Genomic DNA, 26,017 nt, shown 5'->3' with positions numbered 1-26,017 from the left:
ATAATTTATTCTATCAGATAACGCCAGTTCTTGCAAAAAAGCTTTGCGTGTACAGAGGAAAGGTAACTTGTAAATAATAATGTCGCCGGTTTCTTTGGACTGGTAATGTTTTTTATATGGGAATCCTAAAGCCTTCACCCATATATTTTTGAAGTTCCATACTGTCAATAAAATAATAAATATATGATTTTCTTTATTCAGAAATGTTTTATTACTGAACAGCCGGAATTCTCACGGAACGCATATTTCTATAGAACTTCTCATTATTATTTTATATATTAAATCTAAAGATAAAAATTTTTTTATATTACCTAAAATTTGCGTTGCAAACTTTTATTACAGGAGTATAGATATGACTTTGAACAAATTTTCTACTGCGCTTGCCGTCATCATTGCAGCGGCAATTCTTTCCTGCGGAATGGGAAAAATCGGAAGAAACGACAGGTCTGTAACTGTACGCGGACTTTCAGAACGTGAAGTAGCGGCGGATATTGTAGTATGGCCGCTTTCATTTACAGTAGGAAACAATGACCTTAAGACTCTTCAGAGCGACATCATAAACAAAACAGACATAGCCGTAAGTTTCTTAAAAGAATATGGTCTTTCTGACGAAGACTTTACGATTCAGGCACCGAAAATCACTGACAATTCAGTAAATCCGTACATTGACAAAGACCGGATTTCATACAAATACATCGGAAAAGTAATTATAATGGTACGTTCTGGTAAAATAGAAGCCGTAAAAAACGCAAACAAAGATTCCCTAACCCTTGCAGGAAACGGAATTACAATCAACCAGGATTACGATGGAATGATGAACTTTGAATTCACCGGTCTTAACGATATAAAGCCGGAAATGATTGCAGAAGCAACAAAAAACGCCCGTCTTGCAGCAGAACAGTTTGCGCGTGATTCAGGCAGTAAAGTCGGAAAAATAAAGAATGCAACGCAAGGTCTTTTCAGCATAGACAATGCGGCAGCAGGTCTTGAAGAAAAGAAAAAGGTTCGTGTAGTAACAACAGTTGAATATCTTTTAAAATAAACAAAAAAATCAGTAGGCACGCAGAAATGGACGAAATTACGATTTACACAGACGGCGGCTGTTCCGGAAATCCCGGACCGGGCGGGTGGGGAGTTGTTGTCATTGCAGACGGAATTGCAAAGCAGCTTTCTGGAGGCGATGCGCACACCACGAATAACCGGATGGAACTCACGGCAGCCATTTCTGCGCTTTCCATAATAAAAAACACGCCGTCTTTTGCCGGAAGAAAAATCTCCGTTCACATAGACAGCCAGTACGTAAAAAACGGCATCACCGTATGGATAAAAAGCTGGAAAGCAAAAGGCTGGAAAACCGCAGACAAAAAGCCAGTAAAAAACCAGGACTTGTGGCAGCTGCTTGACGAACTTAACGGTTCTCTTGACGTAAGCTGGAACTGGGTAAAAGGCCATTCAGGAGTAGAATACAACGAAATCTGCGACCAGCTGTGTCAGAAAGAAATTAAGAAATACAGCAGATAGAGAAAACGCCGGAAAAACTATTCTATTCCACCGTTACAGACTGCACTTCCTTTGAAACAATACGCGTTCCAAGAGCCTTAAGTCCTTTTTCCATATAGTCCTGCGCCTTGAAAGATTCCTTTAAAATCTTTACGCGCGGCTTAGGCACATAATTAAGCGCAAACGAAAAATTCTTCCGCGTATCAATATGCAGGACTTCCATACCGTCTGGCGCAAAGAAATAATCACGGTTCATAATATACGCGTTGATTTTGCAGCGTTTTATATACACATACTGAGTCTGCGGATCGCGGTAAAGAATAGTAAACAGAACTTTTGAAAGGGATTCCTTATCGGCAAAACCGCACCATCGCATTTCCGGTCCGACGAACACTTTTGAAGGCGCTTCTGTAACGGTGTAAATTCCGCTTTTCCGCACATACAGAATTCTGTCGAACGGAGTAATTTTTAAAAGTTCCGTACCGCCGCTTACGGCAGTTCCAAGATAGCCGTTTTTTTCGTCATATTTAAGCGAAGTATCGCGCTTTACTACAGTTTTTACGTCAACAGTCCTGATGTTCGTAAGTTCCGTGCGGCGTTTTATCGTTGCAGGATTAAGTTTTGCTTCTATTCCGTCAAGACAGGTGATAGCATAATCAACAAGATGCTTTAAAAGGTGTGAAATTTCCTTAAGCCGCGCATTTATCGCCTGAACTTCCTTGCGGTTTTTATTCATATCATACAGGGAAATTCTGCGGATAGGAATTTTAAGAAGATGGTCAATGTCATCGTTCGTAATATCGCGCAGAATTTCGGCACGGAACGGAACAAAACCGTCTTTCACAGCCTTGTTTACAGCTTCTTCCGTCTTCATCTGCTCGATTGATTTATAAATGCGTTCCTCAATAAAAATGCGTTCAAGAGTGCGGAGATGGAGTTTTTCCATAAGTTCTGCGCGTTCCACCTCAAGTTCTTCCTTAAGTATTCCCAGAAGCTGTTTGGAATGATATTCAATCACTTCTGTAACAGTCATCTGAACCGGCATATTATCCTTGATGACAAGCAGATTGCAGTAAACTGTTTTTTCGCAGTCAGTGAAAGCGTAAAGGGAATCAACTACGTCCTTTACATATACGCCGCGCGGAAGTTTTATTTCAACATTTACCGTTGCAGATGTAAAGTCGTTTATGGAAGCAATTTTTACCTTGCCGGTACGAGCGGCTTTTTCTATGGAATCCATCAATGATTCTGTCGTACAGCCGTAAGGAAGTTCCGTAATGACAATGCGCTTTTCGTCACTGGTGTCCATTCGGGCACGCGTAACGATTTTTCCAAGTCCGTCCTTATATTCGCTGCAGTCAATCAGTCCGCCGGTCTGAAAATCCGGGAACAGTTGGAACGGTTCTCCGCGAAGGCACTTTTTTTCCGCTTCGATTACTTCGTGTACGTTATGACTCAAAATCTGAGTACTCATACCTACGGCAATGCCTTCTGCACCCATTATAAGAACAAGCGGCAGTTTTGCACGGAAACAGACCGGCTCTTTTGCACGGCCGTCATAGCTTGGAACATACTGCGTAATTTTAGGATTGTAGAGAATGTCGCGCGTTACAGGGCGAAGACGGCATTCAATGTATCGGGGAGCAGCAGGACCGTCGCCGGTATACATATTTCCATAGTTTCCCTGCTTGTCTATGAAAATTTCCTTATTTGCAAGGTTTACAAGCGCCGTGTAAATGGAAGCATCTCCGTGAGGGTGATACGTTGCAACATCACCGCAGACTTTTGCAACTTTTGTAAGCCGTCCGTCGTCCTTTTCAAGAAGAGTATGCAGAATGCGCCGCTGAACAGGTTTCAGTCCGTCTATAATTTCAGGAATTGCACGATCCCGAATAACATAACTTGCATATTGAATGAAATTAGAGTCAAAAAGATTTTTTACGTAAGCCATTTTCCCACCCGGCAGTATCTTATAAAATCAACGCTATTTGATTGTACAATTCTAACGGTGTTTCGGCATAAAATCAATAAGAAGTAAAGCTGTGCAGGAAAGCCGGACATAAATACCATAAAAAGCCCGATTCCTAAAGTGATGAATATCTGGATATGATTTATCTTTTTATGAAGTCCGCGTTCACTCTTTTACCAGCACTGCACCAGTCTGCATGATGACACTGTTTTTTAATTCCTTGCCTCCTGCGCTTAAAGACGTTTCCACAACGAATACGTAAAAGTCCGGTGAAAGGTCTTCTACATAAAATTCCAGTGCCGAAGGCTTGTTCTGAGTTATATGTTTCATTTTAATCCAGTTTTCGCGGACGGGGAGTTTTCCGTTCCAGTTTTCCCCTACAGCTGCAGCATAAATTCCGCTTTTTTCTCCGCCTAGTTTTATCGCTTTTCCGATTATTCTTGCCATACAGGCTGACTGCAAGAGATTCTTTTCTTCTGGTTTAAACATATTTTCTATATAATAAATACAGTGCTGGAGTTGCGGACGACGTACCTTGCGGACAGTAAGATTCTTGAGTGCATCCCGGGCATTGTCTGACGGTGTAAAGCCTACGTCAAACTGCTTTTTTATCTTTCCTGGCGTATCGGTTTCAGATATGCTCCCCTTAATGGTAGGAAAAATCGTACCAAAGTCCAAAAGTTCCACAGAATAGCCCCTCTTGAATTTTTCCATCATACGCCGGCTAAGTTCTTCTGCTATGTAAAACATAGTTTCCTTGCTTACAAAGGCTTGAGAATTCCGTTCCATTTCAGCAAGAATTGAGCGTACTGTTGCCTTGCTGTGCACAATAGAACCGTATTGATGTACTTTTCCATCTGGTGAAGGAAGATTACTGTCTCGTACTACTACATCTACAGGAGTTTTATGTTCCTCTATTGAAAGTATGCTTTGCTTCTTTCTTGGCATATTTTGCTCTCCAAAAAATTAGATTTTAGTGTGTATTTTCGGTAAGTATTCTGTCCTGATTATAGCAGAGTTTTTTGTTCTTGTTACTTACAGATTTGCAGATTGAAAACTTGCCGTTTTGAGCGAACGAAGTGAGTCGGGAAATCTGTTTTTGACAGAGATTTCTCCATCTCCGTACTGGAAATCAGGGCTATTACTTTACGCATTATGAATTCTACTGTTCCACGAACCGAAACATTGCTATTCCACAAACTGAAGCATTGCTATTCCACGAACTGAAGCATTACTATTCCACGAACTGAAGCATTACTATTCCACGAACTGAAGCATTACTATTCCACAAACTGAAGCATTACTATTCCACAAACTGAAAACTGTCAGTGAGAGGGAGTATACTCTAGTTAGAGTATGCAGTCAATGTAGTTAGGGTGTTCAAAATATCTAGCTAGGAAGAACCGTACATATAGTTGTAAAAATAGTTTTTTCTGCACGGTAAGAAAGGAAAGGGCTGTCCAAAAAAATGTCATGCTGAATTTAGTCCAGAATATACGCTATATGACGCATAGATTCCGAAATATTCCTTGAACATATCAGGCAACCTTACAAATATATTAGCAGTATTTTGAAAATTTGTCAAAAATGGAATATGCGGGAGTATCCGCCTGTGATGTTGTGCTTGTTGCTTTTATAACCTTGTGGTAGAATAGGTAGAACGTTTTTTTATAGGGTATGATAGTATGATAGTATCAACAAGAGGCAGATATGCGCTTCGGGTTATGATTGATTTGGCAGAGCAGGGCTCGGATTCCTACGTTCCGCTTAAGGACATTGCCCTGCGTCAGTCCATTTCTCAAAAATATATAGAGGCGATTATGACGCTTCTTTCAAAAAACGGATTTGTAAACGGCGTCCACGGAAAGGGCGGCGGCTACAAGCTGAACCGTGCGCCGTCAGAATATAAAATCGGCGAAATTCTGCGTCTTACGGAAGGAACTCTTGCTCCTGTTGCCTGCCTTGAATGCGGCGCAGAACCGTGTTCAAAATCGCCGGAGTGCCGTACGCTTCCGATGTGGACGGAGCTTGACCGCCGGATTTCCGGATATTTAGACAGCGTTACGATTGCAGACCTTATGAAAAAATGAACGTCAGTTTTCTGCCGTCCGCAGAATGTTTCTTGGAGAATTAATTATGACTTTTATAAATCAGGATATGCCGGAAGCTGGTGATACCGTTGTAGTTGGAATGTCCGGTGGCGTTGATTCAACTCTTACGGCGTTTATGCTCAGGCAGAAAGGCTGCCGCGTTATCGGCGTTACTATGTCTTTGTGGGACGGCTCGCTTCCTGAACTCAAGCCGGGAAAGCCGCTCCGCGAATCGTGCTTCGGACCTGGTGAAGAAGAAAATATCGCCGGATGCGAGCGCTTTTGCAAAGAACAGGGAATTGAATATCACGTTATCGACGTAAAAGAGCAGTATAAGAAAGAGGTGCTTGAATATTTTAAGCGCGAGTACCGCTCAGGGCGGACTCCTAATCCGTGCATCCGCTGTAACCGGATGATAAAATTCGGCGCGCTTCTTGACGGCGTTCAGGAACTTGGAATTTCATTTGATTATTTCTGTACGGGTCATTACGCAAAAGTCGTCCGCCCGGAACAGGGCATATTCGGAACTGATGTCCGCCCGTATATGATTGCCGGAGCCGCCGACGTTTCAAAAGACCAGACGTATTTTCTGTACCGCGTGCCGTCTGAAATTCTTTCAAAAGTCCGTTTTCCGCTTGCGCAGATGAAGAAAAAAGACGTGTTTGAACTTGCGGAAAAGGCACATCTTGAGGCGGCTCAGCGCGAGGAAAGTCAGGATTTTATCGGCGAAGAATATTTTGACCTGATTTTCTCTGATGTGCCGTCAAAGCCGGGCGATATTGTTGACCTTGACGGTCATAAGCTTGGAACGCACCGCGGAATCGAACATTATACGGTAGGGCAGAGGCGCGGTCTTGGCGTTGCAGTAAACTATCCGGTGTACGTTCATTCGATTGACGCAAAAAATAACATTGTGGTGCTTGCGCCTAATGACGCGCTCAATTCTGCCGGGCTGATTGCAGATGATTTTGTGTGGCCGGGAAACGTTGAGCCGTCCGAACTGATAGAGGCGATGGTAAAAATCCGTCTTGCAAGCCGGCCTGTAAAGGCGCGCATAGAACGCCTTGAAAATCCTGATTTACAGGACGGCTTTACCGGTACTCCGTGGAAAATAACGTTTGCCGAACCTCAGCGCGCCGTTGCTCCGGGACAGTCTGTCGTCCTTTACGATGACGGCGTAATTATAGGCGGCGGCGTTATTTCCAGAACAATATGATTTTTACGTCCGGGGCTGTAAGTGTGAAGCAGCCCCTTGTGTCCTAAATTATAGAATGTGAGGTTTTTATGAATGCTGTTGTATTTCTTGCGGACGGTTTTGAAGAAATCGAAGCGCTTACTGTAGTAGATTATCTTCGCCGCGCCGGTGTTTCTGTTTCTACAGTTGCCGTTCCGTGCAGTACGATGAACGGCGGCAATGTTGTTTCTGCCGCCCACGGAGTAAAGGTTTTTGCCGATATGACGTTCGGCGATTTTGAAAAAGAATATTCCGCGCGCCTTCCTGACGCAGTTTATGTTCCGGGAGGAATGCCGGGCGCGCTGAACGTTGCTTCGTGCGAACAAGTTCTTTCATTTATTGAAAAATGCTTTGCCGCAGGAAAATACGTATCTGCCATCTGCGCCGCTCCGGCAGTTGTTCTTTCGCAGACAGGCGTTTTGCGCGGAAAGCACTGGACGTGCTATCCTGAAATGCAAAATCAGTACGCAAAAGACGTTCTTGCAGACAGTACCCATATTGATGACGTTCCTTTTGTTTCGGACGGAACGCTTGTAACTGGAAGAGGTCCCGGCTGTACGGAACAGCTTGCGATGGAGCTTGTGCGCCTTCTGTGCGGAGATGAAGTCTGCGCAAAAATACGGAAAGCAAGCATTCAGCGGTAGATTAAGTTTGTCCTGAAAAAAAGGGCGCACGGTAAGTGCGCCCTTTTGCTTTAGTTTTCCTATAAGTTTACTTCTTCCGAGCAGAACATAGAAATTCCCTCGCTTGAAAATTTCTTTTTTATCGTTTCAACAATGACTTTTGCCTTCAGCGCATCCTCATACGACGTGTAGGCAAAAAGAAGAAAATTCTGTTCCGGCCAGATAGTCGTTCCCAGTTTTTTTGCGCGCCGCCCCCTTCCGTGTACTACCGGAATGACAGTGTATTCAATTTCCGGGATTTCCTGTTCCAGAAGTTCCGTAATGTCGTCCTGCACGGACTGATTTGAGATAATCTCAATTCGGTATTTTTTACTTTTCATCGTCTTTTTCCTGTGAATTCTCTGAGTTCTTTCCGGATTTTTCTTTTTCCAGAATTGAATAGTCTATTTTTATCCGTGATTTTACGGTATCGTCTTTTTTCATAACGATGGAATACAGTACCGGGATTACAAGAAGCGTTACGAACGTACTTGAAGTAAGTCCTCCTACAACGGCAATTCCAATTGGCTGAACCATTGCGCTCTGTCCTTCCGTTGCAAAGCACATCGGGAGCATACCGAGTATTGTAGTGAGCGTAGTCATAAGAACAGGGCGAAGACGGCTTGTTCCTGCTTCAAGGCACGCTTCAAAAAGAGGAACGTTACGTCCGCGCAGAAGGTTTGTGTAGTCAACAAGAATGATTCCGTTGTTTACGACTATTCCTACAAGCATAATCATACCGACCATCGCCATAATCGAAAGCGGCTGTCCGATGATTTTGTAAAGGAAAACGACCCCTATGATCATAAACGGAATTGTTGCAAGGTTTATAAACGGAGCCTTAAACGATTCGTAAGTTGCCGCCATTACGCCAAATACAAGAATAATTGCCATTATGATGATTGAAATGTATATTGACATCTGGGTGCTGATATCCTGCCACGAACCTTCATAAGAAACGCTTACGTTGTCAGGAATGATGAATGAGCCTGCAATTCCGTCGCGTATTGCGTCTTCTACGATGTTTGCATTTGTGTCCGTTATGATATCTGCCGTAACGTGGATTATACGGGTCTGGTTTTCTCGCCGAATTGTTACAGGTCCAAGTCCGCGTTTGATGCTTGCAAAATTTGCTACGCTTACTTTTCCGTTAGTTCCTTTTACAAAAATCTGGTCAAGGTCAACTATATTTTTTCTGTCTTCCGGCTTGTACATTACTTTTACGTCGTAATCTTTTCCGTCTTCGCGGTATACAGTCGAGGTAACGCCGTTTATTGCGTAGTTTATTTCCGTTGCGATTGTAGTTACGTCTGCACCAAACGAGTACGCCCTGTTCCTGTCTATTACGACTTCTACTTCTGGAAGACCGCGTTCGGTGTCTATTGTTGCTTCACCTATGTCCGGAATGGATTCCATTACCGCCTGTACTTTTTCTGCAATGTCAAGTGCGGCCTGAAAGTCGTCGGAACGTATCGCTAAGTCAAGATCGTTACCTGTCATCTGCCTTCTTGTGCCTGCGCTGAATGAAAACGATGCACCGGAAAAATCTGAGAAGTGATTTCTAAGCTTCTGCTGGATGACGGCAGCAGAATCAATCTGCTCTAATGTTTCCGGAAGCGTAATCTGTACTGAACCTTTATACGAGTTTGCATTTCCGCGTCCTGTACCTATCGTTGTAATAAGCGTTTTATATCCTTTTACTTCTTCGCGGACGATTTTTTCAAAGGCGAGCGCAACTTCCGACGTTTTTTCAAACGGCGTTCCGATTGGCATTGTGATGTTTAGCGTTACGGAATCATCGTTACCGTTCGGCATCATATTTATCTGCATTGTCGGAATGAGCGCAATCGCAATTACAAGAAGACAGCAGGCAACAATAATGGTAACTGCCCTGTTTGCAAGCGCCGCTTTAAGGAGTTTTCTATAGGCACGCGTAATTGCGGCGATTGCTTTTTCAAAATTGCCGTATATAAATAGAAGAATCCTGTTTTTTACCGGCTTTTCCGTTCTGTTTGAAAGCGGAAGGAATACGCCTGCAAGAACAGGAACAAGGAAAATCGCAACTAAAAGCGAGGACAAAAGCGCAATTACAATCGTAAAAATAATACCCTTGAACATCTGCCCCATCATTCCAAGTTCCTTAATGTACAGAAGGAAAGGTACGAATACGCAGATTGTTGTAAGGTTTCCTGAAATTACGGACATTACCATTTCCTGACTTCCAAGAACCGCTGCAATCCGTGCGCGTGCGCCCCGCGAGCGGTATTCGTAAATGTTGTCAATCATAACGATTGACGCGTCTACAATCATACCTACGCCAAGAATAAGTCCGGTTAGCGTCATCATATTCAGCGTAATTCCTGCAAAACTCATTGAAAGCAGCGTGATTACGATTGAAAGCGGAATTGATATTGAAATTATAATCGTACTTTTGAAATTCTGAAGGAAGATGAAAAGAATAAGTACGGCAAGGACAAGACCTTCTGCCGCAGACTCAACAAGCGTCCTGATTGTTTCGCGGATAGAGTCCGTGTCGTCGCGGATAATTTCAAGGCTGATGTCCGCAGGGAGCGTTTCTTCCAGCTGCGCAATTTTTGCGTAAACTTCGTTTGCTACAGTTACAGTATTCGAGCCGGACTGCTTTGTAATCGAAACGTATACTCCGTTCTGACCGTCAATGTAGACTTCGCGCGACGGATCTTCAAAACCCATATAAGCGCGTCCGATGTCTTTAAGGCGGACGTCATAACCGTTTATCGTAGAAATTACCGTGTTGTTGATTTCGTCTATGCTTGAAAACTGTCCGGTCGTGCGGATTACGTAGTCTTTCTGCCCCTCATTCAGTTTTCCGCCGCCAAGTTCAAGGTTCTGCTTGCTCAGTGCAGATGAAACCTGCGAAACTGTAAAGCCGTATGCGGCAAGGCGGTTCTGCTCAAGCTCTACGCGGACAATTTTTGTCCGTCCTCCGTAAACCGCCGCTTCTGCAACGCCGGAAGCCTGTTCTAGAATGTCTGCGATGTTGTCTTCCGCAATCTGCTTAAGGTCGTTTACCGAGCGGTTTCCGCGTACTGCAATGCGCATAATCGGCATTGAGTCTGCGTTCATTCTGAAAATTGTAGGAGAACCGGCGTCGTCAGGAAGGCTTCTTGTAACGCGGTCAAGTTTGTCGCGTATGTCAGTAACTGCCTGGTCAATGTCCGTTCCGTAGTCAAATTCAAGCTGAATGCTTGAGCTTCCTTCCGAAGAAGATGAATACAGGTTTTTAAGTCCGCTTACGCTTACAAGCGAGGATTCAAGGACTTTTGTTACTGATTCCTCTACTGATTCCGGGCCTGCCTTTGAGTATGTTGTAGAAACGGAAACGTACGGAGATTCTATGTCCGGGAAAAGTCCGACGGACACTTTTCTGAGCGTGAATATTCCTACAAAACCGAGAAGTGCAAAGACAATGAGTACAAGGACAGGGTGTTCAAGCGTTTTTCTTGAAAGGCTCATTTCCTGCCCCCTGATTTTTCAGCCGTTTTTTCATCTTCGGCTGCCTTCTCCGGTGATGCGGCCGGTTTTGGCTGTGCAATGTCGTTTACGCGCGCTCCGTCTGAAACGGACAGCATTCCTTCAACAACAACGCGTTCGCCGGTCATAAGGTTATCCATAATCTGAATGAGATTGTCTACAGTTTTTCCGGTCTTTACAGTTCTTTTTGAAACAGTGCCGTCGTCGTTTACTACAAACAGATAGGAATTGTCGTTCTGGGAAACGATGGAATCTTTCTGTACTGCGATACAGCCGGCGTATTTTGACGTGTACAGCTTGACTTTGGCAAACATTCCGGCGTTTATGCGGCTGTCTTTCTTGTCAAAGTTCAGGATGATTTCCTTTGTGCGCGTTGCGGCATCTACTACAGGACTTACGCGCGAAACTGTTGCGCTGAAAATTACGCCCGGATATGCCTCGAGCGTTACTTCCGCCTTTAATCCCGGTTTAAGTTCTGCAACGTACCGCTCCGGAACAGGCGCAGAAATCTGGAGGTTTTCAATGTCGCCTATCATCGTAATTGCGGTGGACGTTGAAACTTTTGCACCTACTTTTGACGGTGATGATACAATGCTTCCGCTGATTGGCGCTTCTACAGGACTGAGGGCGTATTTTGTTCCCGGCTCCGACGGATCTACCTTTGCAATGACGTCGCCTTTGTTCACGTGCGAGCCGAGCATTACATTTATGGAAACGATTTTTCCGTTCATAGACGGAAATACCTCTATTGCGCTCTGCGACTCAACTTCACCGTTGGTGATTACGTAGTCGTTAAGCGTCTGAATTGTTGCCTCTTCGCTCCGCACTGATACTACGGATGAGCCGCCTCTTTTCCCCGGCGCCTGCATCAGTCCTGTTTTTTTTGTCTTGTTGATGACGATTACCGCAATTACCGTTACTGCAACTGCAATTCCTATAATCAATATTGTACGTGTTTTTTTCTGTGTCATAATATGTTCCTTTTTATGTTATTTTCCTATTGTTCCGAACGGAATTCCTAAAAGATATTCAAGTTCAAGAATCGTACTTATGAGCGAGTATGCCTGACTTTTCAGGCTTACGTTTGCGCTTAGGACTGCATCGTTTGCGTTCAGCAGATTAAGAAAATCTGTTTTTCCGTAGTTGTATGCGGTTTTTGTCATTTCGTATGTCGTTTCCGCAAGTTCTACGTTTGCCTTTAAGGAAGCTGCCTGCGCGATTGCAAGATTTATTTTCCGAAGGTAATTTTCAGTCTGTACTGCGGTAGACGTTTTTGTGTTTTCAAGCGTAAGTTTTGCAGCTTCAAGTTCATTTTTCTTTGCGGCGATGTTTACCGCACTTGAAGACCATGGAAGGTAACCGTCAAGCGGAATTGTAACGCCTACAGAAAGCGAATTGGTCGTGGCAATGTTATCGACATTTGATCTGTTTGCTTTCCGTAGCTGGTATGATGCAGTAATTGACGGAGCGTATGCGGAAAAACGCTGCGAAAGAATGCCGTTCCGGGCAATTTCAACTGCTTTCTGTGCATCCTGAATGTCCGGGGCAGGTACGTTTCGTTCCGGAAGTGACTGGAACGATATTCCTGTAATGGAAAGCACTTCGTCAAGCGAACCTTCAAGTTTTACGGGAATGCGCTGGTCTATTCCGATTACCTGTTTGAATGCCGCAATGTCATTGGTGAACGTCGTTTCTGCCTGTTCCACCGTAGGTTTCTGCTGTTCGTAGCTTACCTTGCTTGTCATTACGTCAAGTTCGGAAATCTGACCGTTACGGAATTTTTCCTGATTGTTTCTGTACTGCGTAAGTTTTGTATCAAGGCTTTTTTTCTGAAGCGCAAGATTTTCCTGTTCGTAAAGCAGATGGTAGAATGCAGTGCGCACCTCTTTTTCAATAAGCCGGCACGTCTGTTCATAAGTCATCTGTCCGCGTTCGTAGCTGAGTTTTGCCGCGCGGATTTGCGTGTACAGATTTGCAGAAAGAGCAACGTTCAGCGTTCCTGTTACGGAAAGGCTTGTCGTTCCTGCATCAAAATCTTCTGCAAGACTTCCCTTTACGTTTGCCGTAGGGCTTACGCTGTTCCAGGAGAACGTATTGCTTTTTTCCAGAGTGTTCAGGGTGAGAGCCTGCGTTTTTACCTGAACGTTATTTTCCGCCGCGCTCCGAACGGCATCTTCCAAAGTAAGAACTTTGACTTCCTCGACTTCTGCTTCTGCATATCCCTGCGTAAATACGAATGCAAGAAGCACCATTTGTAAAATAAGTAGTTTTTTCATTTTGCCCTGAAACTCCATTATTGAATTTCGGAAGAATTCAGTAAAATCTGATGAAATGTTGTTCCTAAAAGATTAGTTTTAGTTGTCCTTGTCTAATAAAACCTGTTTTTTTTTAATTAGTAACAAACTATTTAAAAAGCCAGCGTCTGAACGGTAAAAAACAGGAAAAAAAGACTGTTTTTCGGCGGATTTTAACGGCGGACGCAAAAATATTCATAAATACCCGCTTTTTTTAGGTTTGATGCATATTTATTCATTGAACTACTTGCGTTTTTGCATACGAATTCTGTATAATCTTTTTTTGTCATAAGAAAAAAGCATTCTTGTCTTTTTTTTATGTCAGGAGTTGAATAATGAAAAACGCATACGTACAGAGAGTCTGGGAGGACGTTCAGAAGAAAAACGCCGACCAGCCGGAATTCCTTCAGGCAGTTCAGGAAGTTCTCGCAACGCTTGACCCTGTTGTTGACCAGATGCCGCAGCTTGAGAAAAATGCAATTCTTGAGCGTCTTGTAGAGCCGGAGCGCGTAATTATGTTCCGCGTACCGTGGATGGATGATTCAGGTAAATATCACGTGAACCGCGGTTACCGTGTCCAGTTCAACAGCGCAATCGGTCCTTATAAGGGAGGAATTCGTTTCTCACCAGAAGTAAATCTTTCCGTTCTTAAATTTCTTGGTTTTGAGCAGGTTCTTAAAAACAGCCTTACAACGCTTCCTATGGGCGGCGGAAAGGGCGGTTCTGATTTTGACCCGCACGGAAAATCTGATAATGAAGTTATGCGTTTCTGCCAGTCATTTATGACAGAACTCTGCCGCCACATCGGACCAGATACTGACGTTCCGGCCGGTGACAAAGGCGTAGGCGGACGCGAAGTTGCATATATGTTCGGTCAGTACAAGAGAATCCGTGATGAATTTACTGGCGTTCTTACAGGAAAAGGACTTTCATTCGGCGGTTCATTGATTCGTACTGAGGCTACCGGATACGGTCTTATCTACTTTGCGCAGGAAATGCTCAAGAAAGTAGGCGATGACTTTAAGGGAAAAGTATGTTCTGTTTCCGGCGACGGAAACGTTGCACAGTATGCTGTTGAAAAACTCATCCAACTTGGTGCAAAACCTGTTACTATGTCAGATTCTACAGGCTATATCTACGATGCAGACGGAATTACTCAGGAAAAACTTGAATTCGTTAAGGAATTCCGTGCAGAACACAAGCGCATTGACGAGTACGTTAAGAAATATCCGACGGCAAAATTCTTTGCAGGTAAAAAACCGTGGGAAGTAAAAGTTGACTGCGCATTCCCTTGTGCTACACAGAACGAACTTCTTGGTGCAGACGCAAAGGCACTTGTTGCAAACGGCGTAAAACTTGTTGCAGAGGGTGCAAATATGCCTTCTGACCTTGAAGCAGTTGATACGTTCCTTTCTGCAAAAATCCTTTATGCACCGGGCAAGGCTTCTAATGCAGGCGGAGTTGCAACATCTGGTCTTGAAATGAGCCAGAACTCAGAGCGCCTTTCATGGAGCCGCGAGGAAGTTGACGAAAAACTCCATCAGATTATGATTAACATTCACGACAACGCATACAGCACTGCAGAAAAGTTCGGTCTTAAAGGCAACTATGTTGCCGGTGCGAACATTGCAGGTTTCGTAAAAGTCGCCGATGCAATGATTGCTCAGGGTCTTGTATAAACTATAGTTTAATATAGAATAAAATACAGATTTTAAGAAAGACGGGTTAGTCCGGCACGCTCGGAACGGCTCGTCTTTTTGTTTTAACGCCGTTTTTAGTCCTTTATCAATATTAAAGTTTCTTAAATCCTATTTAATATTGAATATACTGCGTAAAAAAGGTATGATTGTTTAATTATTGATTTTTATAAGGGAATAAGAATGAAGATTACCGGTTCTCAGATTGTAATAGAGTGTTTGGTTGAGCAGGGTGTTGATACCGTTTTCGGGTATCCGGGAGGAGCAATCCTTAACATTTATGACGAGCTTTATAAAAATGAAAATCGCATCCGTCATATTCTGACTGCTCACGAGCAGGGAGCAAGCCATGCTGCCGACGGCTATGCGCGTGCAACAGGAAAGGTTGGCGTTTGTATGGCAACAAGCGGTCCTGGCGCAACAAATCTTGTTACTGGAATTGCTACTGCCTATATGGACTCCGTTCCGCTTGTCGCAATTACCTGCAATGTTGGAAAAAGCCTTTTGGGTAAGGATTCTTTTCAGGAAATAGACATTACCGGCGTTACAATGCCGATTACAAAGCATAATTTTATTGTAATGGACGTAAAGGATCTGGCACAGACTATCCGCGAAGCGTTTGCGATTGCAAGAAGCGGTCGTCCGGGACCTGTCCTTATCGACATTCCTAAAGACGTTACTGCCGCCGTTACGGAGTTTGAGCCGCTCAAAAATCCTTCTGATGTAGATATGCTCATCTCCAGGCACAAGAACATCAAGCGCGCGGTTACGCTTTCTGAGCCGGATGAAGGGCAGCTGAAAATGGCAGCTGAACTTATTAATGGTGCAAAACGTCCTGTTATCTATGCAGGTGGCGGCGTAAAAATCAGCGGCGCGGAAAAAGAGCTTCTTGCCTTTGCAGAAAAAGCCGATATTCCTGTAAGCGAAAGCCTTATGGCCCGCGACTGTTTCCCGTCTTTGCATCCGCTCTGTACGTGGATGGTCGGTATGCACGGAACTAAGGCAAGCAATATGGCGATTACGGAAAGCGATCTTGTAATTGCAATAGGTGCTCGTTTCAGTGACCGCGTATACGGCGATTCTTCAAAGTTTGCGCAGCACGCAAAAGTCCTTCATATTGATATTGACCCGGCAGAAATAAACAAGAACATCAGCACGGACGGATGTGTTGTTGGCGACGTAAAGCAGGTTCTTGCCGCGCTTCTTCCGATGATAAACGCTGTAAAGCACGACGAATGGATTTCTCAGGTTCAGGAATGGAAGAAGGAATATCCGTCCTGCTACGACAAAAATCCAAAGGATTCTATAAATCCTAAGTTTATCTGCGAGTGCATAAATCGTATTGCAGGTGAAGATACGTTCATTACTACGGAAGTAGGTCAGCACCAGATGTGGACGGCACAGTTCTATCCGTTCTCAAAACCGCGTACGTTTATAACAAGCGGCGGACTTGGAACTATGGGTTATGGAACAGGCGCTGCAATAGGAATTCAGCTTGCAAAGCCGGAGCGCCGCGTAGTTCACATTGCCGGAGACGGCTCTTTCAGAATGAACTGCAACGAACTTGCAACAATTTCTCACTATAATCTTCCTATTGTAATCGTTGTGGAAAACAATAATGCGCTCGGAAACGTCCGTATGTGGCAGCGCCTGTTCTACGGAAAACGTTTCAGCCAGACTACGCTTGATTTCGGGCCTGACTGGGTGAAACTTGCGGATGCCTACGGAATTAAAGGATACCGCGCGACTAACGCAAAGGAATTTGAAAAGGTTTTTGCAGAGGCGTTTAAGTCCGGAAAAGCTGCGATTATCGATGCTCGCGTTGACAAGGACGAGATGGTTCTTCCGATGGTTCCTGGCGGAAAACCGATTTACAATATGATAATGGAGCTGTCCAAAGAAATGATGGACTAATAAGCAGGACGGAGGTGCCGTATGTATGAGTCTGGTGAAGATTATCTTGAAGCAATATTGATGATTCGTAACGAAAAGGATATTGTCCGTTCTGTTGACGTTGCGCGTAAACTGATGGTATCAAAGCCCAGTGTAAGCCGCGCAATGGGAATTCTTAAGGACGACGGCTATATCTTTTTTGACGAGAACCAGCATATTGTTCTTACTGAAAAAGGTTTTGAGAAAGCTTCCAGTATTTATTCTCGGCACAAGCTTTTGACTGCGTTCCTTATGAAAATTGCAGGAGTGTCTGAGGAGCAGGCAGAAAAAAATGCTTGCCGCGTAGAACACTGTATTGATTCTGACATTGTTGCCGGAATAGAATCCTGGATGAAAAATAACTGACACACTGCGTAAATGCGCTTTGTGTCAAGTGGCAGAATGAAAAAAAACGTGTTTTTTTCAATGTAACTTTATATTGAAAAGATGCACTGTTTCAGCTACTATGCTACCAATTTAGAAAAACTGTCATTGAGCTTAATCGGAATGACAAAAAAATAACAGCAGGTTCGACAGGCTCAGCTGCTGCGCAAGAGGTACGGAATGTCTACACCTTTGGAAGAATATCTTAATTCGTGTAATGGAAAGCCGAATGCTGCTATGACGGCGTATGTTGCTAATCTTCAGCAAGTTGCTGCTGTAGGTCCGGAAGTTGCCGCTTCAATCGTGAATGAACTTGAAAACCAGCGCAGTCACCTGAAGCTTGTTGCAAGCGAAAACTACTGCACCCTGAACGTTCAGGCTGCAATGGGAAACCTGCTTACGGACAAATATGCAGAAGGTTACCCGGAACACCGGTATTACGGCGGATGCGTTAATATCGACGCGGTGGAAAACTGTGCTGCACGCGAGGCAGAAGCTCTTTTTGGAGCAGAATACGCATACGTTCAGCCTCATTCCGGCGCAGATACGAACCTTGTTGCATACTGGGCAATTCTTTCAAAGAAAGTTGAAACGCCGACCCTTGAAGAACTTGGCGTAAAATCGCTTGCAGAACTTACGGACGAACAGTTTGATATGCTCAGAAAGCGTTTTGGAAATCAGAAACTTATGGGTCTTGACTATTCCTGCGGCGGACATCTTACGCACGGTTACCGTATGAACGTTTCTGCGCGTATGTTTGAAAGCCATCCGTATGGAGTTGACCGCGAAACTGGACTTCTTGACTACGATGCAATTGAAAAGCAGGCGATGGAAGTAAAGCCGCTGATTTTGCTTACTGGTTTTTCCGCATATCCGCGCAAGATTAATTTCAAGCGCTTCCGCGAAATTGCAGACAAATGCGGAGCTGTATTAATGGTAGATATGGCGCATTTTGCAGGACTTGTTGCCGGCAAGGTGTTTACAGGCGAATATGATCCTGTACAGTGGGCAGATATCGTTACGACTACTACGCACAAAACTCTGCGCGGTCCTCGCGGTGCTATGATTCTTTGCAAGAAAGAATATGCCGACTATGTAAATAAAGGATGCCCTATGGTTTTGGGCGGACCGCTCGGACATATTATGGCGGCAAAAGCGATTGCGTTCAAAGAAGCGCGCACACCTGCATATCAGCAGTATGCGCAGAACGTAGTGAAAAACGCAAAGGCGCTTGCTGAAGGCTGTATGGCTCACGGAATGCCGCTTCAGACAGGCGGAACGGACAATCACCTGATGCTTGTTGACGTTACCGGCTACGGACTTACCGGCAAGCAGGCAGAAGCGGCGCTGTTCAAGTGCGGCGTTACAGCCAATGCAAATGCGCTTCCGTATGACAAGAACGGCGCGTGGTGGACAAGCGGAATCCGTATCGGAACTCCAGGCCTTACAACGCTTGGAATGAACGAAAGCGATATGAAGGAAGTTTCTGACATCATCGACTTTGTATTGAAAGGTACAAAGCCTGGTCTTACAAAAGACGGAAAGCCTGCAAAGGGAAAGATTGAACTTGATCCTGCCGTAGAGGCAGAAGGCAGAAAGCGCGTTCAGGCACTTCTTGCAAAATATGTTCTGTACCCGGAACTTGACCTTGATTTCTTAAAAAAGCATTTTGTAAACGCATAATGCCAGACTGATGGGAAAAGGGGCTGTCCGACGGGGCAGCCTTTTTTCTTCTATAAATTAAAACAGGAGTGTAAGATAAAATCCGCCGGGTAGCGGTTTTTATTTATGCAGACGGTTCAATCCCTTAGGGGGATGAATTTGGAGAGGATATGAAAAATCATACTTATATCGGTACATCTCAATTTTATAAACGTGCGCTTTCCATTGCAATTCCGGTGATGGCGCAGCTTTTAATTCAGAATTTTGTTTCTTTGATCGACAACTTTATGGTTGCAGGACTTGGCGACATAAAAATGTCCGGCGTAAATGTAGCAGGGCAGATTAACTTTGTGTTTATGATTCTGGTGAATACAATCTGTATGTCCGGCGGAATTTTTATGAGTCAGTTCAAGGGAGCAGGCGACAGGGAAGGAATGCAGCAGTCATTCCGCTTTAAGATTATTTTTACAGGACTGTGCGGAATTGCCTATATGACAGTCTGTTTTATTGCGCCTCGCGGACTTTTTAACGTCATGGTAACGATAAACAAGGACGCAGACGCAATCATTACGCAGAGTGTTCTGTATTCGCGTGCGGTGGCTGTTTCCTGGCTTCTGATGTGTATGTCGCAGAGCATTGCATCGTCTTTGCGCGAAATTGAACTTGTAAAAGCTCCGCTTGTCATTTCGGTGATAGCAACGCTCGTAAATACATTCTTTAATTTCATTCTGATTTACGGTCATTTCGGTGCACCGCGTCTTGAAGTTGCAGGAGCAGCATACGCTACGGTTATTGCACGTTCAGTCGAACTTATTTTGTTCATCGGATACAGTCTTGCAAAACGACCGGGCTTCCTGTTCAATCCGCTTAAACTTCTGTACATAAAACTGTCGCTGTTCGGAACGCTTTTCAGAAAGTCCGCGATGATTTTGTATTCGGAACTTTTCTGGGCTGTTTCGGAGACTGTTTCAAATGCGCTGTACAATACGCGCGGCGGTGCGGAAGTCGTTTCCGGTATGGCGGCAGGTTTTGCAATCGCAAACCTGTTTTTCATCTGTTTCAGCGGAATCGTAACGTCAGCTTCCGTCATTGTGGGGCAGGAACTTGGCGCCGGACACATTGAAGAAAGCCGCAAATACAAAAACTGGATATTGACAGGAGCAACGCTGTTCGGAGCTTTCTTTATGCTGCTGGGATTTCTTTTTACGCTTTTGATACCGTTTGTGTTCAGTAATCTTACTGTTTCGGCGCAGAATACGGCGCGCGGTCTTGTTATTGTTGCGGCGGCGTATCTTCCTCTTTGGGCGTATCTCAACGGACAGTACGCAATCTCCCGTACCGGCGGCGACACCATTATGGGCGTTATCTGCGATACAATAGGAAACGTCCTTTTCCTTGGCGGAATGTTTGTCCTTACGTTCTGTACGCGGCTTGGTCCGGTAGCAATGTATGCAATCGTAAAATTAAGCGACATTCCAAAATTGCTTGCGGCACATTTCTGGCTAAAAAAAGAACGCTGGCTGGTAAATCTTACGGTTCAGAACAAGTAATAACGGCTCTTTGAAATAAAATCATAAATCTTCGCTATAACAGATAAATTTTTTTGGACAAATGAAAATGTATATGTTATTTTTTTAATGAGTGTTTTTCTGTTTTTCAGGAGATATTTATGAAATTTCATTTTAATCGCAGCAGCAGCCTTGCGCTGAAAATAGTCGTGCGCATTTCGCTGCTTGTCATCCTTACCTGTTCCACTCTTACGGCAGTCGTTCTGTATTTTTACAGGACGTCGCAGGAGCAGCAGGTTACAAAGAGTATGGAGCGCAGCGGAAGGGATGCCGGAAAACTTGTCGATATGAAAATTGCAAGCCTTATCAGTCAGATTGAAACGGTAGCGCAGCGCGATGATGTTCGCAGTATGGACTGGAGGGTTCAAAAGCCTGTACTTCAGCGTGAGGCAGAGCGGCTGGGCTTTTCGCGCTTTCAAGTGGGTGATACGTCTGGTCAGTTCAGGACGACTACAGGCGTTTCTTTGTATGCCGGTGGCGAAAAGTATTTTAAGTATGCAGTTTCCGGCAGGGCAGTCGTTTCTGATGTTCTGTATGATTCCGTAAGCGACGGAATTGTAATGGTTGTAAGCTGCCCGATTTATGACGAAAAGAAAACTGTTTCCGGAGTTCTTGCCGCAGTAACGTCTGCATCAAGTTTGAATACAATTACGTCTGCCGTAGACCTTGACTATGAAGGTGGCTGTTTTATCATCAATGCCGCCGGCGAAAAAATGTCGGGCGTTGACTATTCGGGCAAAAAGAAGCTTGAAAATGATTTGCGTAATCCTGAGGCTCGTACCGGCGGTTCTATGGAAGAACTTGTGCGCGTTGAAAAACGTATGATTCAGGGAAAGTCCGGTCTTGCCGTGTACCGTCAGTCCGGCAGTGACTGGTATCTTTCGTATACGCCGATAAATAACGGCGTCTGGTATCTTGGCGTCATTCAGAATAAAAATCAGGCAATGGCGGTCATTCAGCAGATGCTTCTCAGAATGATTGTGTTCGCCCTTGTATTTATTGCCGTTGGAATTGCAAGCGGTATTCTTCTTGCCCGAAGCCTTGCTCCGCTCAAATCAGTAAGCGAAAAGATTACGGAAATTGCATCAGGAAAGGCTGACTTAACAAAACGGATTGACTTTCATTCAAATGATGAAATCGGCGGTGTTGTCGACGGATTCAATACGTTCTCTGCAAAACTTCAGGACATTATGCGTGTTATGAAGCAGTCAAAAGATACTCTTGTGAATGCCGGTCAGAACCTTAAGGACAGCACCCACGATACAGTTTCTTCAATTACGCAAATTCTTGCCAATATCGACAGCGTTGGAAACAGCATTTCTGCGCAGTCTCTGAGCGTTGACCAGACGGCAAGCGCGGTGAACGAGATTATTTCCAATATCGGCTCAATAAAGCAGATGGTTGAAGTTCAGGCGCGTGGCGTTACGGATGCTTCTGCCGCAGTCGAAGAAATGATAGGTAACATTGCATCGGTTAACAGTTCTATGGAAAAAATGGCAGAAGCATTCAGGGAACTTGAAGACCGCGCGGTTGACGGAGTAAACAAGCAGGATGACGTCAGCGCACGTATTGATATGATTGAGCAGGAATCGCAGATGCTTCAGGATGCAAACCTTGCGATTGCGAATATTGCAGAGCAGACGAACCTTCTGGCTATGAACGCTGCAATTGAGGCGGCGCACGCTGGAGATGCCGGAAAGGGATTTAGTGTTGTTGCAGATGAAATCCGCAAGCTTTCTGAAACGTCTACAAGCCAGTCAAAGACTATAGGTGACCAGCTTCAGAAAATTCAGGATACAATCAAAGGAATCGTTGTTTCGTCTGCCGAGTCAAAACTTGCGTTTACGGCTGTTTCTGACAGGATAAAATCGACGGATGCTCTTGTAAAGGAAGTTGCAACGGTAATGCGCGAGCAGAAAGAAGGTTCTGCGCAGATTAACGTTGCGCTTCACGATATGAACGACAGCACTGCGGAAGTAAAGAACGCATTTATAGAGATGTCTGCCGGAAGCCAGGCTATTCTTCAGGAAGTACAGAGCCTTCAGAATGCAACGCTCAGTATGAAGGACGGTATGGAAGAAATGAAAATCGGCGCGCGGAAAATCAATGAAACGAGTTCGCTTTTGTCAGAGATTTCTTCGCAGATGGGAGATTCCATCGAGGATATCGGCTGTCAGGTAGACCAGTTTAAGGTCTAGGGCGCAACACTGGTTTATCTTGTACCGTTACTGGTTTCAGTTGCGCTTGCTGTTTGCGATGCAAACAGTGTTTGCGGATTGTGTTTTGGGGGATATGATGAAAATTAGAAAATATGCTGTAGTGGTTTTAGGGGCTGCGCTGGTTCTTTTTTACGGCTGCCGCAGAAACGAAAGTTCCGTTCCAAGACGGTTCAGCAAGAAGCAGATTGCGCTTACTGTCTGGGAATCGCTTGACGGACCTGATGTGTTCATAAAACAGGCTGCGGAAAAATATACTGAAATGCACCCTGATATTGAAGTTGATTTTGTGAACGTTGAGCCGAATGTAGCTGTTGCGCAGTTTCAGGAAGATGCGCCGAAAGGTGTAGGACCTGATTTGTTTACCGGTGCGCACGATAATCTTGGCGTTCTTGTTGGCGGCGGCTTTATTCTTCCGTCTGAAGATCCTGAAGAAATCAAGAAGCAGGTTCTAGGTTCATGCTCGCGCGCGCTCACGTATAACGGAACTCTTTACGGATATCCTGTAAGCGCAGAAACGTATGCGCTTTTCTACAACAAAGCTCTTATTTCTGAAAACGAAGTGCCTTCTTCCTGGGAAGAACTTGCCGCATTCGTAAAAAACTTTAATGCGCATCATCCTGGAAAGCAGGGGTTTGTAATGGACGTTGCAAATGCGTACTATACGTTCATTTTTACTACAGCAAACGGTAACCGCCTGTTCGGACAGTTCGGAACGGAAACTTCCCGTTCAAACCTTAATACGCCCGATGCAGTCCGCGGTATGAAATTCTTTCAGTCGCTTCATTCTGCCGTTTCGCTTCCGTCATCAGAGATGAGTACTGCGACGGCGGATGCTGCTTTTCAGTCTGGAAATGCGGCGCTCCACATAACAGGTCCGTGGAACATAAAGAATTTTTCTGAAGCGGGCGTACAGTTCGGAGTTGCGGCGCTTCCTTCGCTTCCGGGCGAGTCTGTTCCTGCCGCTTCATTCAGCGGAACGCGCGCCGTTTTTGTAAGCGCCTTTTCTGAATACCCGAAAGAGGCGGCGGATTTTGCAAAATTCCTTATCAGTCCGGAAATGCAGCAGCTTCGTTTCAGGCTGACAGGCGCAATGCCTTCAATAAATACGAACGTAAACAGTCAGTATATTGCAGGATTCCTCAAGCAGCTTGAGTACGCGTTCCCTATGCCGTCTGTTCCTGAAATGGGACAATACTGGACTGTGATGAACAGCGCTTCTGCACGCATCTGGGACGGTGCATCAGTCGAGCAGGAACTGGGCAGGGCTGATATGCAGATAAGCAGATAGTTTTGCTGCAAGCCATTCGCGCGGCAGATAAGTCTGCTTTATATTGAAAAATATACTGAAAAACAGTAGTATTCGTAAAAATATACACCACGCTAAAAGTCGCAGAAAGATGCAGCTTTATCTGCTGAATTTTCTTGCAGGCTTTTTATCAGGAGGTGTAATAAAAACTTTGCCTGAAATAGCGTCAAAGTTTTTATTTAAGGTTTAATACAAACCTTAAAAACGGAGAAGTCAAGGCTTTAAGCGACAGCGTGCCTTGACTCGACGTATTCACAAGTTCGCGTTGCGAACTTCCTTATCAACTGCCGCTTCTCATTTCATTGCGAAGCGGCATAAAAAGTCAATCGATTGTTGAAACAATCTTCTTGACTTTTTATGGGAGATTATTATGACGGATATGAATGTTGAAATCTTGGATTCTACACTGCGTGACGGCGCTCAGGGCGAGGGTATCAGTTTTTCAGTTCAGGATAAAATTCATATTTGTCAGGCGCTTGATGATATCGGTGTAACTTATATTGAAGCCGGAAATCCTGGAAGCAATCCTAAGGATATGGAATTTTTTCAGGAGATGAAAAAAGTTCCGCTGAAACATTCAAAACTTTGTGCATTCGGTTCTACGCGCCGCAAGGACATAAAATGCCCGGAGGACGCAAATCTTCAGAGCCTTCTTGCCGCAGGCACCGAATGGGTTGTTATTTTCGGAAAATCCTGGACTTTTCAGGTTACGGATATTATAAAGACAACGCTTTCTGAAAATCTTGCAATGATTCGCGATACGTGCGCTTATTTGTGCGCAAACGGACGGAACGTTATCTACGATGCAGAGCATTTCTTTACAGGATATCTTAACGACAGCGAATACGCGATGAAAACTCTTGAGGCTGCCGTTGAGGGCGGAGCAAAAGTCCTTTCCCTGTGCGAAACAAAAGGCGGCTGTATGATAAAGGACTGCGAAAAAATTGTAAGCGCAGTATCAAAACAGTTTGCCGGACGCGCGACTGTCGGAATTCATACTCACAATGATTCCGGACTTGCCGTTGCAAATTCTCTTGTTGCAGTTGAAGCCGGTGCGCGCCATGTTCAGGGAGTATTCCTTGGCTTTGGCGAACGGACTGGAAATGCCAATTTGAGCTGCATTATCCCGGATTTACAGCTTAAAATGGGCTATCCGTGCATTGCAGAAGAAAAAATGGCGGAACTTACGCCGATTGCAAAACGCATTGCAGAAATTGCAAACATCGCCTTAAATCCTCAGCTTCCATATGTCGGTTCGTGCGCGTTCAGTCATAAGGCAGGAATGCATATTGATGCAGTGCTTAAAAATCCGTCTGCCTATGAGCACGTTTCGCCTGAAGCAGTTGGCAATGCGCGCGTATTCCTTATGAGCGAGGTTGCCGGTCGCGCTACTGTTATCGAAAAACTTCAGAAAATCGATCCGTCTATAGAAAAAACAAGTCCTGTAGTTGCAGAGATTATGGCAAAAATAAAGCAGCTTGAATTTGAAGGCTATCAGTTTGAGGGTGCGGACGGCAGTTTCGAGCTTCTTGCACGCAAGATGATAGGACGATACCAGCCGTTCTTTAAGCTGCATTATTATCAGACAAACGGCGTAAATCCGCGTCCTGAAGAAGGCGTGTGTGCCTGCGCCCAGATAAAGCTTGAAGTTGACGGACAGATTGAAGTAACGGCAGGTGAGGGCGACGGTCCTGTAAACGCGCTTGACATTGCACTCAGAAAGGCGCTCTGCCGCTTCTATCCGGCTGTTTCACAGATTAAGCTGATTGACTATAAAGTTCGCGTTCTTGAGGGAACGTCCGGAACGGACAGCTGCGTTCGCGTTCTTATTGAGAGTACTGACGGAAACCGTACCTGGACGACAGTTGGCGTTTCAAGCGATATTATGGAAGCGTCCTGGCTTGCGCTTTGCGATTCCTTTGAATATAAGCTGATTAAGGACATAGAGAAGCATTTGCTTCGTAACTAAAGGCGGCGTTTTTTCAAG

Annotated in this window: 19 protein-coding genes; 13 read left to right on the top strand and 6 right to left on the bottom strand. The window is 44.7% G+C overall.

The window, feature by feature from the left end; all coding sequences use genetic code 11:
* Positions 1 to 352: 352 nt before the first annotated feature.
* Positions 353 to 1,042 carry an SIMPL domain-containing protein gene (locus B5D55_RS03530; RefSeq protein WP_078932622.1) on the top strand — a complete coding sequence of 230 codons (690 nt, stop codon included), beginning with the start codon at positions 353 to 355 and terminating at the stop codon, positions 1,040 to 1,042.
* Between the two features lie 26 nt (positions 1,043 to 1,068).
* Entirely contained in the window at positions 1,069 to 1,521 is a 453-nt protein-coding gene (rnhA, locus tag B5D55_RS03525) for a ribonuclease HI (protein WP_078932621.1), read from the top strand.
* Between the two features lie 22 nt (positions 1,522 to 1,543).
* Here rnhA and B5D55_RS03520 read toward each other — a convergent pair whose 3' ends face one another.
* Both B5D55_RS03520 and B5D55_RS03515 read right to left on the bottom strand, forming a co-directional pair.
* Positions 1,544 to 3,451: a DNA topoisomerase IV subunit A gene (locus tag B5D55_RS03520; RefSeq protein WP_078932620.1), complete on the bottom strand. Its 1,908-nt coding sequence runs from the start codon at positions 3,449 to 3,451 to the stop codon at positions 1,544 to 1,546.
* Between the two features lie 183 nt (positions 3,452 to 3,634).
* The gene (locus tag B5D55_RS03515; RefSeq protein WP_078932619.1) at positions 3,635 to 4,417 is read right to left on the bottom strand and encodes a DUF4469 domain-containing protein; all 783 of its coding nucleotides are present in this window, start codon (positions 4,415 to 4,417) and stop codon (positions 3,635 to 3,637) included.
* Positions 4,418 to 5,154: 737 nt separating this feature from the next.
* Between B5D55_RS03515 and B5D55_RS03510 the strand changes: the two genes are divergently transcribed.
* From B5D55_RS03510 to B5D55_RS03500, 3 genes are all read left to right on the top strand, one after another.
* Positions 5,155 to 5,559 carry an RrF2 family transcriptional regulator gene (locus B5D55_RS03510; protein WP_078932618.1) on the top strand — a complete coding sequence of 135 codons (405 nt, stop codon included), beginning with the start codon at positions 5,155 to 5,157 and terminating at the stop codon, positions 5,557 to 5,559.
* A gap of 46 nt (positions 5,560 to 5,605) precedes the next feature.
* Positions 5,606 to 6,775, top strand: a complete 1,170-nt coding sequence (gene mnmA, locus B5D55_RS03505) for a tRNA 2-thiouridine(34) synthase MnmA (RefSeq protein ID WP_078932617.1) — start codon at positions 5,606 to 5,608, stop codon at positions 6,773 to 6,775.
* Between the two features lie 68 nt (positions 6,776 to 6,843).
* On the top strand, positions 6,844 to 7,437 hold the full coding sequence (locus B5D55_RS03500) for a DJ-1 family glyoxalase III (protein WP_078932616.1): 594 nt from the start codon (positions 6,844 to 6,846) through the stop codon (positions 7,435 to 7,437).
* A gap of 59 nt (positions 7,438 to 7,496) precedes the next feature.
* Here B5D55_RS03500 and B5D55_RS03495 read toward each other — a convergent pair whose 3' ends face one another.
* The 4 genes from B5D55_RS03495 to B5D55_RS03480 are packed head-to-tail and all read right to left on the bottom strand — an operon-like array spanning position 7,497 to position 13,244.
* The gene (locus B5D55_RS03495; protein ID WP_078932615.1) at positions 7,497 to 7,796 is read right to left on the bottom strand and encodes a PG0541 family transporter-associated protein; all 300 of its coding nucleotides are present in this window, start codon (positions 7,794 to 7,796) and stop codon (positions 7,497 to 7,499) included.
* Positions 7,786 to 10,950 carry an efflux RND transporter permease subunit gene (locus B5D55_RS03490; RefSeq protein ID WP_078932614.1) on the bottom strand — a complete coding sequence of 1,055 codons (3,165 nt, stop codon included), beginning with the start codon at positions 10,948 to 10,950 and terminating at the stop codon, positions 7,786 to 7,788. The genes B5D55_RS03495 and B5D55_RS03490 overlap by 11 nt, the downstream gene beginning before the upstream one ends.
* Complete coding sequence (locus B5D55_RS03485; RefSeq protein WP_078932613.1) at positions 10,947 to 11,939, bottom strand: efflux RND transporter periplasmic adaptor subunit; 993 nt, start codon at positions 11,937 to 11,939, stop codon at positions 10,947 to 10,949. Before B5D55_RS03485 ends, B5D55_RS03490 begins: the two co-directional genes overlap by 4 nt.
* Positions 11,940 to 11,957: 18 nt before the next feature.
* Positions 11,958 to 13,244, bottom strand: coding sequence for a TolC family protein (locus B5D55_RS03480; protein WP_159446146.1), 1,287 nt, complete (start codon positions 13,242 to 13,244; stop codon positions 11,958 to 11,960).
* Between the two features lie 353 nt (positions 13,245 to 13,597).
* On the opposite strand from B5D55_RS03480, the gene gdhA reads away from it, so the two are divergent.
* The 8 genes from gdhA to cimA all read left to right on the top strand — a co-directional run bounded on the left by gdhA (position 13,598) and on the right by cimA (position 25,999).
* Positions 13,598 to 14,941 carry an NADP-specific glutamate dehydrogenase gene (gdhA, locus tag B5D55_RS03475; RefSeq protein ID WP_078932611.1) on the top strand — a complete coding sequence of 448 codons (1,344 nt, stop codon included), beginning with the start codon at positions 13,598 to 13,600 and terminating at the stop codon, positions 14,939 to 14,941.
* 201 nt (positions 14,942 to 15,142) lie between these two features.
* The gene (ilvB, locus tag B5D55_RS03470; RefSeq protein ID WP_078932610.1) at positions 15,143 to 16,873 is read left to right on the top strand and encodes a biosynthetic-type acetolactate synthase large subunit; all 1,731 of its coding nucleotides are present in this window, start codon (positions 15,143 to 15,145) and stop codon (positions 16,871 to 16,873) included.
* Between the two features lie 21 nt (positions 16,874 to 16,894).
* On the top strand, positions 16,895 to 17,257 hold the full coding sequence (locus B5D55_RS03465) for a metal-dependent transcriptional regulator (protein WP_078932609.1): 363 nt from the start codon (positions 16,895 to 16,897) through the stop codon (positions 17,255 to 17,257).
* Between the two features lie 198 nt (positions 17,258 to 17,455).
* Positions 17,456 to 18,958 (top strand): glycine hydroxymethyltransferase, encoded by a 1,503-nt coding sequence (locus B5D55_RS03460; RefSeq protein ID WP_078932608.1) that lies wholly within the window; start codon positions 17,456 to 17,458, stop codon positions 18,956 to 18,958.
* Positions 18,959 to 19,107: 149 nt separating this feature from the next.
* Positions 19,108 to 20,487 (top strand): MATE family efflux transporter, encoded by a 1,380-nt coding sequence (locus tag B5D55_RS03455; RefSeq protein ID WP_078932607.1) that lies wholly within the window; start codon positions 19,108 to 19,110, stop codon positions 20,485 to 20,487.
* Positions 20,488 to 20,606: 119 nt separating this feature from the next.
* Complete coding sequence (locus B5D55_RS03450) at positions 20,607 to 22,703, top strand: methyl-accepting chemotaxis protein (RefSeq protein ID WP_078932606.1); 2,097 nt, start codon at positions 20,607 to 20,609, stop codon at positions 22,701 to 22,703.
* Between the two features lie 94 nt (positions 22,704 to 22,797).
* Complete coding sequence (locus B5D55_RS03445) at positions 22,798 to 24,012, top strand: sugar ABC transporter substrate-binding protein (RefSeq protein ID WP_234975368.1); 1,215 nt, start codon at positions 22,798 to 22,800, stop codon at positions 24,010 to 24,012.
* Between the two features lie 388 nt (positions 24,013 to 24,400).
* Positions 24,401 to 25,999, top strand: a complete 1,599-nt coding sequence (gene cimA, locus B5D55_RS03440; RefSeq protein WP_078932604.1) for a citramalate synthase — start codon at positions 24,401 to 24,403, stop codon at positions 25,997 to 25,999.
* Positions 26,000 to 26,017 lie beyond the last annotated feature (18 nt).

The sequence above is a fragment of the Treponema porcinum genome, assembly GCF_900167145.1.
Classification (GTDB): Bacteria; Spirochaetota; Spirochaetia; order Treponematales; family Treponemataceae; genus Treponema_D; species Treponema_D porcinum.
Note: the sequence above shows the minus strand (reverse complement) of the source record. Positions and strands in the feature narration are given on the sequence as shown.